At 59.9% G+C, this 14,386-nt stretch carries 11 protein-coding genes; 4 read left to right on the top strand and 7 right to left on the bottom strand.

The window, feature by feature from the left end; genetic code table 11:
• Positions 1–6 precede the first annotated feature (6 nt).
• The 7 genes from algG to yaaA form a co-directional block, all read right to left on the bottom strand.
• Positions 7–1,593: a mannuronan 5-epimerase AlgG gene (algG, locus tag HNQ83_RS19260; RefSeq protein WP_175390397.1), complete on the bottom strand. Its 1,587-nt coding sequence runs from the start codon at positions 1,591–1,593 to the stop codon at positions 7–9.
• Between the two features lie 26 nt (positions 1,594–1,619).
• Positions 1,620–3,104, bottom strand: a complete 1,485-nt coding sequence (locus HNQ83_RS19255) for an alginate export family protein (protein WP_175390396.1) — start codon at positions 3,102–3,104, stop codon at positions 1,620–1,622.
• On the bottom strand, positions 3,101–4,597 hold the full coding sequence (gene algK / locus HNQ83_RS19250; RefSeq protein WP_175390395.1) for an alginate biosynthesis TPR repeat lipoprotein AlgK: 1,497 nt from the start codon (positions 4,595–4,597) through the stop codon (positions 3,101–3,103). The genes HNQ83_RS19255 and algK overlap by 4 nt, the downstream gene beginning before the upstream one ends.
• 15 nt (positions 4,598–4,612) lie before the next feature.
• Positions 4,613–5,782, bottom strand: coding sequence for an alginate biosynthesis protein Alg44 (locus HNQ83_RS19245; protein WP_175390394.1), 1,170 nt, complete (start codon positions 5,780–5,782; stop codon positions 4,613–4,615).
• Positions 5,783–5,817: 35 nt separating this feature from the next.
• On the bottom strand, positions 5,818–7,299 hold the full coding sequence (gene alg8, locus HNQ83_RS19240) for a mannuronan synthase (protein ID WP_178132036.1): 1,482 nt from the start codon (positions 7,297–7,299) through the stop codon (positions 5,818–5,820).
• A 151-nt stretch (positions 7,300–7,450) separates the two neighbouring features.
• Entirely contained in the window at positions 7,451–8,767 is a 1,317-nt protein-coding gene (locus tag HNQ83_RS19235; RefSeq protein ID WP_175390393.1) for a nucleotide sugar dehydrogenase, read from the bottom strand.
• An 809-nt stretch (positions 8,768–9,576) separates the two neighbouring features.
• Positions 9,577–10,356: a peroxide stress protein YaaA gene (gene yaaA, locus HNQ83_RS19230; protein ID WP_175390392.1), complete on the bottom strand. Its 780-nt coding sequence runs from the start codon at positions 10,354–10,356 to the stop codon at positions 9,577–9,579.
• Positions 10,357–10,583: 227 nt separating this feature from the next.
• On the opposite strand from yaaA, the gene HNQ83_RS19225 reads away from it, so the two are divergent.
• From HNQ83_RS19225 to moaD, 4 genes are all read left to right on the top strand, one after another.
• Positions 10,584–11,660, top strand: a complete 1,077-nt coding sequence (locus HNQ83_RS19225) for a polysaccharide deacetylase family protein (RefSeq protein ID WP_372241919.1) — start codon at positions 10,584–10,586, stop codon at positions 11,658–11,660.
• Between the two features lie 378 nt (positions 11,661–12,038).
• Entirely contained in the window at positions 12,039–13,433 is a 1,395-nt protein-coding gene (locus HNQ83_RS19220; RefSeq protein ID WP_175390390.1) for a PhoH family protein, read from the top strand.
• Between the two features lie 240 nt (positions 13,434–13,673).
• A complete protein-coding gene (gene moaC / locus HNQ83_RS19215; RefSeq protein WP_175390389.1) occupies positions 13,674–14,147 on the top strand; it encodes a cyclic pyranopterin monophosphate synthase MoaC in 474 nt (157 codons plus the stop codon).
• Positions 14,144–14,386, top strand: coding sequence for a molybdopterin converting factor subunit 1 (gene moaD, locus HNQ83_RS19210; protein WP_175390388.1), 243 nt, complete (start codon positions 14,144–14,146; stop codon positions 14,384–14,386). The genes moaC and moaD overlap by 4 nt, the downstream gene beginning before the upstream one ends.

Here is a 14,386-nt window from a genome sequence, read left to right as displayed (position 1 = left end):
TTATCCTCAGTCCCGCATTTCGGTCTGGCGTTCGACAGGGTCGATCAGCACGGCTTTCTGCTGGCGCACCAGCAGGTCGAGAATTTCATCCTGGCGCTCGCCGAGAATCCCCGAGAAGCTGATGCCGCTGGATTTGGTCGGCGCGAGCATGGACACGCGATACAGCTCCACGCTCAACGGCGAGTCGATGGACAGCGGGCCGCTGCCGTTGGCCGCCAGTTCGCCGCCGACCACGATCAGCGACACTTGGGCGTCGAACGGGTCGAGCTTGATGTCGCGGTCGGTGTTGGACAGGTCCTTGATGTGGCCGTAGACGCCGGTCAGGCCGTTGGCCATGGCGACGTTTTCGTAGAGACGGATGTTCACGCTGTTACGAATGCGGATGCCGTGGCGACGGTTGCTGAGCACCTTGTTGCCCCACAGCAGGTTGTCGGCACTCTCGTAGAGGGTGATGCCGTCGGTGTGGTTCTGGTAGATCTCGTTGTGGGCAATGATGTTGTTGACGCTGTTACGGTCGATCACGATGCCGGACAACTTGTTGTCGTAGCTGCGGTTGTTGAAGATGAAGCTGTCGTTGACCTCACGGGAAATAATGATCCCGTGCTTCTTCTTGGTACCGAACACCGTGTTGTCGGCAATGATCAGACCGTGGGAACGGTCATGGGGGTCGATGCCGTAGACGATGTTGTCCTTGTAGGTATTGCCTTTGACCACGAAGTCGCGGGTTTCGTAGCAGTAGAAGCCGTACCACATGTCCGAGAACTCGGAACCGACGATCCAGCCAGTCGGTTCAGGACGCTTGAGCACCTTGGCCATGTTCGGGGTGTATTGGGAAATACTCACGCCGTAGGACTTACTGTTGGCGTAGCCGAAGCTGGCCATTTTGCTGTTGGCAATGTAGGTCTCGGTGCCGCCCCAGGCCAGCAGGAACGGGCGGAATTCCTTCGGCGAACGGAACGTCGCCGGACCGTTGTCCTTCTCGCGCCACCCGGTGATTTTGGTGTCACGGACAAACAACTGGCCGTCGTTGACCAGGAACGAGCCGGCCTCCTGGGACAGGCGCAATTCCTGGGTCTGCTGATCGATTTCCAGGATCCCGTGTTGACCCACCACGATCGGCAACCTGGCCAGGAACACACCCGGCGAGGTTTCGCTGAAGTACTGCTTGGGCAGTTTCTTCGCCAGGTCCTTGAGGTTCATGTAGCCGTCGTCGACAAAGATCGCCTGCGGGATGCCGTGCTGACGCACCACCCATTCGGCCATTTTGTTGTCGCCGCCGATGAAGTCCTTCAGGGCGTCTTCCTGCATCATCCGGCGCACGCTGATTTTGCCCGCCTTGCTGCGCACGACTTTCGCCGCGATGGCCTCGCTGGTGTAGCCCGAAAGGTCCGGCAGTTTCGGCGTGGCCAGTTCCAGCGGCGCCGTCGGCGCGCTGCTGACGGTGTAGGTCTTGGCTTGTTGCAGTCCTTTGGCCATGGTCGACGGCCTCGCAGGTTGAGGCGCTACCGGCTCCACACTGGCGAAGGTGGCCGCACTGGCCAGCAGCATTGCACCGGCCAGCAAGCTGATCGAGCCGCGCTTGCAATTGTTCATGTCGGGCACTCCCTTCGCGGTTTGCATCAGAAGCGCCAGATCACGTCGATGAACGCGCGGTGCATGTACGAATCGACTTCTTTGCCATAGGCGTCACCCGGCTTGAACACGCCGCCACGGAACCGCACCAGGGCCGAAGGTTCGTCGACCGCCTGGCTCAGCGAAGCCGGCAACAAGCCCTGCTTGAAGTACTTGGTGACCACCAGGTCCATTTCCTGACCCATGTCCTTTTCGCCATCGTTCAGCGGCAGCGAGGTGCTGGACAGCACGGCGCCGGTGACGTCATCGGTATCGTTCTGCACCGCGTCGATGCCGTTGCTGCCGACCGGCTTGTTGCCGTCGACGCGCCAGAATTTGTGGTAGATCAGGCTGGCGTCGTATTCGTCGTTGAGCATCCACGAACCGAACAGCGTCGCGGTTTGCAGGTTGTTCATTTCGCCACGGAAGGCCTCGCCGAAACGGTGCACCCGCGAGCGTGTACCGGTGAAGTTCGAGCGGTTGCTTTCCAGGCCGTTCTGTTCGTAATCGGCGCTGGCACGGGCGTAGGCCGCACCCACTTGCCATTGCGGATCGAGGCGCAGGCGTACACCCAGGTCGGTGGCCCAGCCGTCGACATCGCCACTGCGTTTGGCTTGTGCGGGCGCGCTGCCATCGGCGTTCAGCGGGTTGACCGTGTCGCGGTCGCCGCTCATGCCGGTGATGCTGCCCCAGTAATTGACGGTGTTGGTGTTGCGCCAGTTATAGGCGTCGCTGTCGGCGGTAAGGCCCAGCCAGCTGATGTCGCCGTTCTGTTTCTTGTCCAGGGTGTCGGCAGGTTCACCCGGCGTCGGGTAGTCGAGCTTGCCGTCATCGTGGGTGTGATGGCCGCGAATGCCGACCCAGTTGCCCGGTGTCCACTGGTAGGCGGCATCGGCGTAGGCGTGCAGGCGATCCTTGTCCTGGGGCGACAGTTCCTTCAGGTCGGTGCGGTACTCGCTGAAGCGTTCGGCGATACCGGCGTTGGCGCGCAACAGGGTGGTGTCGAACGTCCAGTTCAGGGCTTCGATGTTGGTGTCGCGCCATTGGCCGTCGTCATTGCGCAGGCGCTGGCGACCGAACTTGAGGATCTCGCCGGGGTAGGGTGTGAAGCCGCTGTAGCCGACCCAGAACTCGCGCATGGCCAGGTAGTTTTTCTTGGCCTTGCGATCGCCGTCATCGGTGGTTTCGGTGCCGTCGGCCTGTTGCAGGGTATCGGTCTCGATGATGTCGGTGGACGTCACCGCCTGGCCCATGGCGTAGGCGCTCCACGCGCCGCTCTCGCCATAGACCCACGGACGCAGGTCCAGGCCCACGCCATTGACGTCGCCACCGCTTTGGGTGCCGAGGTCGCGGTCGTCTTCGGACTGGCCGGTGATTTTCACGTCCAGGCCGAAGTTCTTGGTTTCTTCCGTCATCGCCGCGAGCGTCGGGCACGACCAGATCAGAGCGAACGTCAGGCCGATGCCGGCCTTCATGAATGGATTCAATTTCATAGGGATTCCTCGCCGTCTTCTTGCAGGGCCTGCAGTTGCGGTGTGTTCTGGCTCAGGGCACCACGGGTCGCCTGTTCCTGTTTCAACAGACGTTGGGCCTCAGCCAGCTGCGCAGGCGGCAGTTGGGCTTCGAGTGTTTGCGCAAGCTCGGTGGCTTGCGGGGTGTTCTGGGCTTTGGCGAGCTGGCTGAACACGTAGGCGTTGAGCGGGTCGGGCTTGGTGCCCTTGCCTTGGGAAAACAGTTGGGCGATGGCGAAGTCGGCGCTGTTCTGGCCGTTGCGCGCAGCGGTCAGCAGGTGGTCGAGGGCCTTCTGCGGATAGACCTTGCCCAGGTAACCACGGCGATAAATCTGGCCGAGGTAGTAATCGGCGGCGACTTCGCGGCCGACGGCTTTCTGGAAGTGCTCTTCGGCGACCTTGGCATCGGCCGGAACCATCTTGCCTTCGTAGTACAGCTTGCCCAGCAACAGTTCGGCGCGCGGTTGGTCGGCGGCACGGCCGTTGTCCAGGTACTTCATCATCTGGTCGACATCGCCCAGTTCGGGGAAGTCGTAGATCAGTTGCGCGAGGGTGACCCATGACGCCGGGTAGCCGGGGGCGATGGGTTCGAGCAGCGACTGCGCGGTTTTTTCGTCGGTCTTGCCCAGGGTCGAATCGGCGAGCACGCGAGCGACGCTGTCGACGCGCTGAGCGGAGACGGTGCCGCGACTGTGCGCCGCCTGCAGCTGCTTGATCAGCTCGGCCTGTTGCTCTGGCTGGGCTTTTTTCTGATAGACCGTGGCCAGTTCGACGTAGCAGATGTCGGTGGTATTGAGCGCGGCCTTGCAGATGTTTTCCACGTCATCCAGGTGCTGGTCGTAGGTGCCTTGGGTGCGGTACAGCAGCACTTGCGCCAGACCCGCTTCCGGCTTGCCTTCGGCGCGCCATTGGCTGATCTGCTTTTGCGCGTCGACGTTGGGGAAGCTGTGCGGGTATTGCAGGTACAGCATCGCCAACGGGATCAGGGTGTTGCCTTCGCCGGCGGCAGACGCTTTTTTCAGCAGGCCTTCGGCCTCCAGATGTTCGGCTTCGCTGGCGCCGGGCTTGGCCACCAGCAAACGACCGAGACGCGCCTGGGCACGAGGCGAAACACTGGCCGCCGCACGGTAGGTGGCTTCGGCCTGTTTCATCTGCGCCGGGTCGCGGCTGTCGACCTGGATATCGGCCAGGCCAACCTGGGCTTCGCTGTAGCCCAGGGCCGCCAGCTGCTGATAGTTCGCCGCGGCGGTGGCGGTGTCGCCACGCTTGAGGGCTTCGTTGGCCAGGCGCTGGTCGGGCAGGCCGGCGCAACCGGCGAGGCTGACTGCCAATGCCACTGCGCATAGAGATCCCATGTGGGAGCGAGCCTGCTCGCGAAGCAGGCGGCGCGGTGCATCAGACAAACCGAGTTGACCGCTTCGCGAGCAGGCTCGCTCCCACAGGGTCAGCGGTGTGTTGAGGGTAGGAGTACTCACAGGCATGTCCTCCGGTTACAGACCAGCTGCCATGGCTTTTTCGATCAGCCAGTTCAGGTTCGGGCCACGGTCGCTGTTCACTTCAACCGGGCGACCGGCGAGGGTGCTGTCCAGGGCTTCGTCCGGCTGGATCAGGACGCGGATGTCGGACGACAGGTCGGCGCTTTTCAGGCTGGTGCTGCTGACGATCTTGCCGGTGCGGGTCTTGTCTTCACCGGCGATCTGGAAGCGCACGGCAGTGCCTGGCAGCACGTCGCCGAACTGACGGTAGGAGAAGCGGGCTTCGACGTTGGCTTCGGTGTTGCGTGGCACCAGTTGGAAGATCACATCGCCCTTGCTGGCGTATTGGCCGTTGGCGACCAGTTGCTGACCCACGGTGCAATCGCACGGTGAGGTCAGGGTGCCGGTCATTTGCTTGCCGAACAGTTCTTCAACCTTGGCCGGGGCCAGTTGATCGTCTTCCAGATGGCCCTTGAGCACGTCGAGCATGCTGGTGCTGAAGGTCGCCAGCGGTGCGCCTTTGGCCGCCACGCCGTCGGCTTTCACCAGGCTCTGCACGGTACCGTCGCGGGGCATGGTGATGTTCACGCCCGGCACGCTGACCAGGCCGGCTTGGGCGTGGCTGACGAAGTACATGCCGTACACCGATTTGAAGATGAAGCCGAACGCGGCCAGGCCGACGACGAAAATCCCCAGGCTGAAGGTCACGGCTTTCAGGCGCCCGAACGCGCTCATGCCATGGCCGCCGTCCTTGGTCTTGCGTGCCTTGGTGAAGTTATCGCGCTGCAGGGTCGCCAGCACTTCGCCGATGCTGACGATGTCGCCGGCCAGGTGCGAAGTGATCAGGTGACGCAGGGTCGAAATGTCTCGTGGTTCCAGGTTCTGGAACTGGCAACCGGTACGGCCGGTGTCGCGATCGTAGGAACGCACTTGCAGTTCCACATCCATGGCCAGGCCGAGGTTGTCGATGACGAATTGCAGGCGGGCCTTGTACACGTCGCCAGTCTTGAGCGGCAGTTGTCCGGCATTGAAGGCCAGGCCACCGGCGGACAGGTCGATCACTCGCGCTTCGACCGGCGTGCGGTCGGGACCGAAGAAGCGCAGCTTGGCCGGGATTTTCACGCGGGCGTGCTGGCGCTGGGCTTCGGATTCATGCACTACGTTGGCGTTGACGGCGGTATTCATAAGGGCGGTTTCCTAGTTAATTCAGGCGAGTTCGGTCAGACCATCATCAGCAGCACGGCGACAAAGATGCTGCCGGCGGAGAAGGTCATGGTCCGAGACGACCAGGTGTTGAACCAACGTTGAAAGCTGGCGAGATCACGGGACAGAGAAGTGGGCTGGCGAGTCCAGGACTGTTGGTCGAGGCGGAAGAACACGTAGATCTTCACCAGTGCGCCGACGATCTGGTTGTAATAGAGAATCGCCGGGTAGGCCGGGCCGATCCGGTGGCCGGAGCAGGACAGCAACAGGGTCAGGATCAGGCGGGTGATGCCGATCCACAGCAGGTACACCAGGATGAACGCGGTGCCGTACTTGAAGCTGGCAATCAGCGCCACGGTCAGGCCCAGCAGGGAGGTCCACATCGACACGCGTTGATCGAACAGCACCACCGAGGTGAACGCACCGAGGCGCTTGATCCCCAGGCCCAAGGCACGGGAGTTCTGACGCAGGTTGTTGCCGTACCAGCGGAACATCAGTTTGCGACTGGCCTTGATGAAGCTCTTTTCCGGCGGATGCTCGACGGTGTTGATCGCCGCATCCGGCACGTAGAAGGTGTCGTAGCCCAGGCGCATCAGGCTGAACCAGCTGGACTTGTCGTCGCCGGTGAGGAACTTGAAACGGCCCAGGCGCCAGTGTTGCAGCGAGTCGCTTTCCACGTCGGCAATGAATTCCGGGTTGGTGACCACGGTGGCACGGAACACCGACATCCGCCCGGTCATGGTCAGCACGCGCTTGGACAGGGCCATCGAGCACATGTTGATGTGACGCTGGGCGAAACGCAGCTTGTGCCATTCGCTCATGATGTAGCCGCCGCGCACTTCGCAGAATTCGTTGGTGGTCAGGCCGCCGACATTGCCGAACAGCTGGAACCACGGCACGGTCTTGCGCACTACGCCTTCGCCGAGCACGGTGTCGCCATCGATCACCGCCACCACGGCGCGGTCGTCCGGCAAGTGGCGGGAGATGGCGCGGAAACCGAAGGCCAGGCCATCGCGCTTGCCGGTGCCGGGAATGCGCACGAAGTCGAGCTTGACCCGCGCCGGTGGGTTCATCCGGTTCCACAGGCTTTTCACCAGCAGCTCATCGGACATTTCCACGATGGAGCAGACCACGGTGGTCGGCAGGTCGCAGTCGATGGCCTCGCGAATCACCGAGCTGTAGACCTGCGCGGTGGTCAGCGCGTCGATACGGAAGCTGGTGACCATCAGGAATACGTGGGACGGGTCCGCCGCCTTGCCCAGCTTGCGCACTTTGCGCCGCAGGTGCGGGTAGACCACGTACAGAAACAGCATGCCGCGCAGAAAGTGCGTGGCCCCCATCGAGTAGCGCCAGATACCGACGATACCGATCAGGAAAATGAAGTCCTTCGACTCGGGGTCGAATGTGGACACGGGCAACGCCATGGCGAGGCCCATCAGTAAACTTAGATAAAACAGCCAACCGGCGGCCTGGAGTAGGCCGTGCTTTAGCCTGAGCATAATCGGAATCCTAAAGTCATTTGCGAGCTCCCCGCCCCTGTAGGAGCACGGCTTGCCGGCGATGGCGCTCGCAAGTGCGTCATCGCCGGGAAGCTGTGCTCCTACAGGTGTTTCATGCGCGAAAGCGCGGTGTCGGAGACGGGATTCCGTGTTACCAGCAGATCCCTTCAGCGCGGCCAGCCTGGCTGGTGGCCTTGGACATGAAGCCGACCAGGTCGATCACTTGCTTGCCGTGCGGAACGTCCTTGACCAGCGAGCGGAATTTCTCGTCGCGGTTGCCGAGGATGATCACGTCGGAGTTGTTGATCACGTCGTCGAAGTCAGCGTTGAGCAAGGACGAGACGTGCGGGATCTTCGACTCGATGTAGTCCTTGTTCGCGCCGTGGACGCGAGCGTACTCAACGTTGCTGTCGTAGATTTTCAGGTCGAAACCCTTGCCGATCAGCATTTCCGCCAGGTCGACCAGCGGGCTTTCACGCAAGTCGTCGGTGCCGGCCTTGAAGCTCAGGCCCAGCAGGGCGACTTTGCGCTTGTCGTGGCTGGAGACGATGTCGAAGGCGTTCTGCACCTGGGACTCGTTGCTGCGCATCAGCGAGTTGAGCAGCGGGGCTTCCACGTCGAGAGAACCGGCGCGGTAGGTCAGGGCACGCACGTCCTTGGGCAGGCAGGAACCGCCGAAAGCGAAGCCTGGGCGCATGTAGTACTGGGACAGGTTCAGGGTCTTGTCCTGGCACACAACGTCCATGACTTCACGACCGTCGACGCCCACAGCCTTGGCGATGTTGCCGATCTCGTTGGCGAAGGTCACCTTGGTGGCGTGCCACACGTTGCAGGTGTACTTGATCATCTCGGCGACGGCGATGTCCTTGCGGATGATCGGTGCGTCGAGTTCTTCGTACAGCGATTGCAGAACGTCGCCCGAAGCTTTGTCGAACTCACCGATCACCGTCATTGGTGGCTGGTCGTAGTCGGCGATGGCGGTGCTTTCACGCAGGAACTCAGGGTTCACGGCCACACCGAAGTCGACACCGGCTTTCTTGCCGGAGCAGTCTTCGAGAATCGGGATGACAACGTTTGCGACCGTGCCCGGCAGAACGGTGCTGCGCACCACGATGGTGTGGCGGGTGGATTTGTCGCGCAGGACAAAACCGATCTCGCGGCACACGGCTTCGATGTAGTTCAGTTCCAGATCGCCGTTCTTCTTGCTTGGCGTGCCGACGCAGATCATCGACAGATCGGTGTCGCGAATCGCCTCGGCGAAGTTGGTGGTACCGCGCAGGCGGCCCGTCTGAATACCTTGGGCCAGAAGTTCGCCCAGGCCCGGCTCAACGATTGGCGATTTGCCTGCGTTGATCATATCGATCTTGTCTTTGGCAACATCAACGCCAACGACGTCATGGCCCCGTGCAGACAGGCAACCGGCACATACAGCGCCCACGTAACCCAAACCAAATATGCTGATGCGCATCGCAAATTACCTCTGTGTTTATCAAGCCATTAGATGGCCGGAGTTAATGGTGTTCAGCGGTCATAGTGCACTCGGAAGTGCGCCTGAGAGGCGCAGCAATACCCTGTAGTGGCATCAAAGTTCCGAGTGTCTAAATAAGTGCACTCAAGGTGTGCGCAACTTGGGCTTGTTGTTATGACTTGCCCTGTTATGCAGCCGATCCTCTGTTCCGAAGATATTCGTGCAATGTTCCTGCGCGCTCGATCTCAGGCCGAAAGCCCGTGGATCAAGCGGTTGAGTGCTCGTGTGAGCACGTTATAGGGGCGCTGCCTTGGCCCTGTAGGGGATAGTTCTCATCGGTTATCTCCTGTCCTTACTGTATTGCCAAAATCAGGGATTAGTCTGCGAAAGTTAATGTGACAACTTTGCTACTTGGATCTCTGTTCTGCGTAAGTCATCTCCTACAAGATCTGTGAGAATCGTTACCGGTGGTATGAGCGGTGCATTCGAATGAAGTTCCGACCCACCCATCGCGAATTCTGAAATTTCTTGAAATATTGAAAAAGATGGCACTGCTTTCAAATTGATAGCACTTGACGTTTCGCCCTTTATATATAGGCGGATTATTGGAAGGGATAGTTTTTTGCCACTACCGATAAAAATTTTCAGTGCCACTACTGAAAAAAAAGATCGAAGTCGAATGAAACTAAAGTTAAAAAAACGAATGATGAATTTTTGACGCCATAAAAATGGCGATATAGGCGGGGAAAGTGGCGTCAATCAATGGTCGGCGCAGGCGGGATCTCCATGCCATGCGCCGACCGGATGGATCACTCGGGGGCGTGATCGCGCAGGAACACCAGGTTGTCCGGTTTAGACTGTTCGGCGCTGTAGCGATAACCCTGGATGTCGAACTGTTTCAGGGCTTCAGGATCGTTGATGCGCTCCTCGATGACGAAGCGACTCATCATGCCCCGGGCCTTTTTCGCGTAGAAGCTGATGATCTTGTACTGACCGTTCTTCAGGTCCTTGAACTCGGTATTGATGATGCGTGCGTTCAGGGCGTTGCGCTTGACTGCCGAGAAGTACTCGTTGGAGGCCAGGTTCAACAGCACGTCATCGCCTTGATCGACCAGGGCTTCGTTCAACCATTCGCTGATGCGCGAGCCCCAGAAGGCATACAGGTCCTTGCCGCGGGCGTTGGCCAGTTTGGTGCCCATTTCCAGACGGTAAGGTTGCATCAGGTCCAGCGGACGCAGCAGGCCGTAGAGGCCGGAGAGCATGCGCAGATGTTGCTGGGCGTAATCGAAATCGGCTTCGCTGAAGGTTTGCGCATTCAATCCGGTGTACACATCACCCTTGAACGCCAGCAATGCCTGTTTGGCGTTTTCCGGGGTGAAGGCCGGGGTCCAGCTGCCGAAGCGCGCGGCGTTGAGTCCGCCGATCTTGTCGGAGACGTGCATCAACTCGCTGATCTGTGCCGGCGTCAGGTCGCGCAATTGCAGGATCAGTTCCTGGGAATGGTCGAGGTACTGCGGCTGGGTAAAGCGCTGGGTCGCCGGCGGTGTTTCGTAATCGAGGGTCTTGGCGGGTGAAATCACCATCAGCATGAAGTCGTCTCCTTTAATCGTGGGGGCGATTCTAGGGGGTTGTCCTTGATGACTCCAGCTATAGGGGCAATAGGTGATCGGTGGCTATCCACAATTCCCCTGTGGGGGGATGTGCTGCTGCGGGAATAGGCGGCGTATCAGCTATAGTGCCGCGCGGGTTTTGTTATGGAGACATCCCATTGCGTATCGTTTTACTACTTGCCGCGTGGCTGCTGAGCGTCGGCGTCATGGCGGCACCGGGTGATGTGGCGACGCTGGATCGCGCCACCTGGCCGGAAAAGCTCAACAACCCGACGCTGTTCGACGTGGCGTCCCGTGCCGAAATTTTGATGTTTGCCCGGGGGTTGCTGGCCAGCGAGTCCCTGAATGAGCCCGCATTGGCCCAGCGCTTGGGCCTGCGTACCGTCAATATGGAATCGGTCAATCAGGTTCGCCAGCGAATGTGGGAGCGCCTGCTGACCAGCTTCACTTTCGCCCAGCAGAGTTGCGACCAGGATGCCTCCTTCTGTTTCCTGGTCGAGGACATGGCCACCCTGCGTGAGCAAGCCGGAAAATTCCAGGTCAGCGAAGACAGCTACTACATCAAGTGGGCCGAGCCGAGCCGCCTGTTCCATGCCCAGTACCTGGACGAGCAATTGCGCAAGGCTGCGCTGTTTCCGCAAACCAGTAGCGAAGTCGATCGTTTTGGTGACTATGAGCGCAATGGCGATGGGATGCATGACCGCTTGTTTCTACTGACCTTCGATAGCGCCGCCAATGCCGTGCCGGACAACACCGACTGGGTCACCGAGTACCTGCGCAAGTCGAATATGAACGGTACGTTCTTCGTTCTCGGCAAGGACATCCAGGCGCGCCTGGCGGAGCGCTCCGTGGCCAGCCTGCAAACCATGTATTCGACCCAGTGCATCGGCGTGCAAGGTTGGGAGTTCCGCTCCCACAGCCACTGGCAGGACTGGCAGGATTCGGTGCGGCGCAGTGTCGAGCTGATCAAAAGCAAACTGCCGGAAAACTACGTGCCGCTGTTCCGGCCACCCGATGGCCAGCGCCGCTCGGATGCCGAGGGCTTCTTCAAGTCCCAGGGCTTGCAGGTGGCGCTGTGGGACATCGATGCCCAGGACGGCGCCGGCAAGCTCAAGGCCAATCAGAGCGCACAACGGGTGCTGACCCTGATGCTGCTGTGGCGCCATGGCGTGATCAATTTCAATGTGAAACAGGATGGGGTGAAAACGGCGCTGCCCTGGCTGATGACGCAAACGTCACAGAGTGGTATCGGTTGGGAAGACTGTCAGAGCGGCTTTCAATAAAAAGCCAGGGCGGGTTTCAAAAAAGCCAGGACGGGTTTCGATGAATACGCCGAAAGCCCGTAAACATTGGTCGAGGGGCGATTTTGGGAGGGATTTTGCTGCAGGTTGATCTCCGACTGTAAACGGGTGATGGCAGTCCGCCAAGGGCTTTTCGTCACTCTGCAAAATAAACTTCAAAAAAGCGTCAAAGTACTTTTTTCTGTCATGGGTTTTGGAGTATTACGAAGACAGACCGCCGAAACCTGCAACACAGGTGGCGTCTCCCAAGACCCGTTTGTTTGCAGTCACTTAAGTCTCCGTAGGTGAGATCGGCGGCCACTTCGAGGCGCAGCACCGCCCAGGTATTGCGTCCACTGGCTCTGACAAAGGTGACCGAGTATGGATGATCACGGACGTAGCTCTTCTTCCAACCAGCCAATCCTTTATGTACTCGATACCAACGTACTGATTCACGATCCAAACGCGCTGCTCAATTTCGAAGAACACCACGTCGCCATCCCGATGACTGTGCTGGAGGAGCTGGACAAGCTCAAGAGCGGTCATCACAGCGTTGCTGCCGAATGCCGCCAGGCCATTCGCCTGATCGACAAGACCCTGGGCGATGCCTCACCCGAGGACGTCGAGCAGGGTGTGCCGATCCAGAGAGGCAAGAGCGGGCCCAAGGGCTTGCTGTCAATTCTGATGAGCAAGCGCGCCGAGCCGAACATCCTTCTGCCCGAGCATCTGAACGACAACATCATCATCAACCAGTTGATCGACCTGCACGCGCGCGATCCGAAATTGCCCGTGGTGCTGGTCACCAAAGACATCAACATGCGCCTCAAGGCCCGGGCGTGCGGGATCGCGGCCGAGGACTACAGCACCGACCAACTGGTCGACGACGTATCGCTGCTGCCCAACGGCTATCACGAGATGAAGGGCTCGTTCTGGGACCTCGTGAGTAAGGTCGAAACCCGTCAAGGCCATGGTCGGACGTGGCATCAGGTGAAGTTGATAGACAACTTGCCAGCGGTGCATATCAACGAGTTCATCATCGATGAACAGGGGTTCGTCGGCTGGATCAAGGAGATCGAGAATGACCAGCTGCTGATCCTCGACCTGCACCAGGAACCGCTGCTGCACCAGGAAGCCTGGGGCCTGAAACCGCGTGACATCTATCAGAGCCTGGCGTTGTTTGCCTTGCTTGATCCGGATATCCACCTGGTCAACCTGTCCGGTGCCGCCGGTTCCGGTAAAACCATCCTGGCCCTGGCGGCGGCCATCGAACAGACCATGGTCAGCAAGCGTTACCGGCGGATCATCGCCACCCGAAGCGTGCAGGGCCTGGACCAGGAAATCGGCTTCCTGCCCGGCACCGAAGCGGAAAAAATGGAGCCTTGGCTGGGCGCCATCACCGACAACCTCGAAGCCTTGCACATGGACGACGAAAGCACCCATGGCAGCGTCGATTACATCCTCAGCAAGGTGCCGTTGCAGTTCAAATCCCTCAACTACATTCGCGGCCGCAGCTTCCAGCAGAGCCTGATCCTGATCGATGAATGCCAGAACCTGACACCGCACCAGATGAAAACCATCATCACCCGTGCCGGCGCCGGTTCCAAAGTGGTGTGCCTGGGCAACCTGGCACAGATCGACACTCCTTACCTGTCCGCGACCAGTTCCGGGCTGACGTACCTGACCGAACGCTTCAAGGATTTCCCCAACGGCGTGCACATCACCCTGCAAGGGGTGCCTCGTTCGATTCTGGCCGAATACGCCGAATCGCATCTGTAACCGTTTCACTCAAACCGGGCGGCCTCAACACCGCCCGGTTTTTCATGCCCGACACAAAACCCCCTTGTGGGAGCGAGCCTGCTCGCGAAAGCGGTGTGTCAGTCACGCTGATATTGGCTGGCACGACGCCTTCGCGAGCAGGCTCGCTCCCACAGGGGGGGATTGCGTGATCCGATAATCGCGCGTGCGGAAATCTGACCCGCAGGTTTACAATCGACGCTCCTGATCAGGAGTAATCCCGTGCTGACTCATCTCGATTCCCAAGGTCGCGCCAACATGGTCGACGTCACCGAAAAAGACGTGACGTTCCGTGAAGCGACAGCCCAAGCGCTAGTGCGCATGCTGCCCGAAACCCTGCAGATGATCGTCAGCGGCGGTCACCCCAAGGGTGATGTGTTTGCTGTGGCGCGCATTGCCGGCATTCAGGCGGCGAAGAAAACCAGTGATCTGATTCCGCTGTGCCATCCGCTGATGCTCACGGGCGTCAAGGTCGAACTCAGTGCCGAGGGCGTTGACAGCGTGCGTATCGTGGCGCGCTGCAAGTTGTCCGGGCAGACCGGCGTGGAGATGGAAGCCTTGACGGCTGCCAGTGTCGCGGCGCTGACCATCTACGACATGTGCAAGGCCGTTGATCGCGGCATGACTATCGAAAGCGTTCGTCTGCTGGAAAAAGTCGGCGGCAAGAGCGGTCACTTCCAGGCGGACCAGCCATGAACGTCACCGTGAAGTTTTTCGCTCGTTATCGTGAAGCCCTGGGCGTGGATTCGGTGAAGGTCGAAGGTCCGTTCAATACGGTCGACGACGTGCGGGCGCTATTGGCCCAGCGTGATGGCGCCGAAGTGCTGAGCGAACAGAACCTGATGTGTGCGCGCAACGAAGACCTTTGCCAGCTCGACGAGCCGGTGAGCGATGGCGATGAAGTGGCGTTTTTTCCGACCGTGACCGGGGGCTGA

This window comes from Pseudomonas sp. C2B4, assembly GCF_013359695.1.
Taxonomy (GTDB): Bacteria; Pseudomonadota; Gammaproteobacteria; order Pseudomonadales; family Pseudomonadaceae; genus Aquipseudomonas.
Note: the sequence above shows the minus strand (reverse complement) of the source record. Positions and strands in the feature narration are given on the sequence as shown.

What these genes read in the sequence shown, in the direction of transcription:
- alg8 (WP_178132036.1), bottom strand. Translation starts at nt 7,299, where the DNA reads ATGCTCAGGCTAAAGCACGGCCTACTCCAGGCCGCCGGTTGGCTGTTT.
- HNQ83_RS19225 (WP_372241919.1), top strand. Translation starts at nt 10,584, where the DNA reads ATGGCGGCACCGGGTGATGTGGCGACGCTGGATCGCGCCACCTGGCCG.
- moaD (WP_175390388.1), top strand. Translation starts at nt 14,144, where the DNA reads ATGAACGTCACCGTGAAGTTTTTCGCTCGTTATCGTGAAGCCCTGGGC.
- HNQ83_RS19235 (WP_175390393.1), bottom strand. Translation starts at nt 8,767, where the DNA reads ATGCGCATCAGCATATTTGGTTTGGGTTACGTGGGCGCTGTATGTGCC.
- algG (WP_175390397.1), bottom strand. Translation starts at nt 1,593, where the DNA reads ATGAACAATTGCAAGCGCGGCTCGATCAGCTTGCTGGCCGGTGCAATG.
- HNQ83_RS19245 (WP_175390394.1), bottom strand. Translation starts at nt 5,782, where the DNA reads ATGAATACCGCCGTCAACGCCAACGTAGTGCATGAATCCGAAGCCCAG.
- yaaA (WP_175390392.1), bottom strand. Translation starts at nt 10,356, where the DNA reads ATGCTGATGGTGATTTCACCCGCCAAGACCCTCGATTACGAAACACCG.
- HNQ83_RS19220 (WP_175390390.1), top strand. Translation starts at nt 12,039, where the DNA reads ATGGATGATCACGGACGTAGCTCTTCTTCCAACCAGCCAATCCTTTAT.
- HNQ83_RS19255 (WP_175390396.1), bottom strand. Translation starts at nt 3,104, where the DNA reads ATGAAATTGAATCCATTCATGAAGGCCGGCATCGGCCTGACGTTCGCT.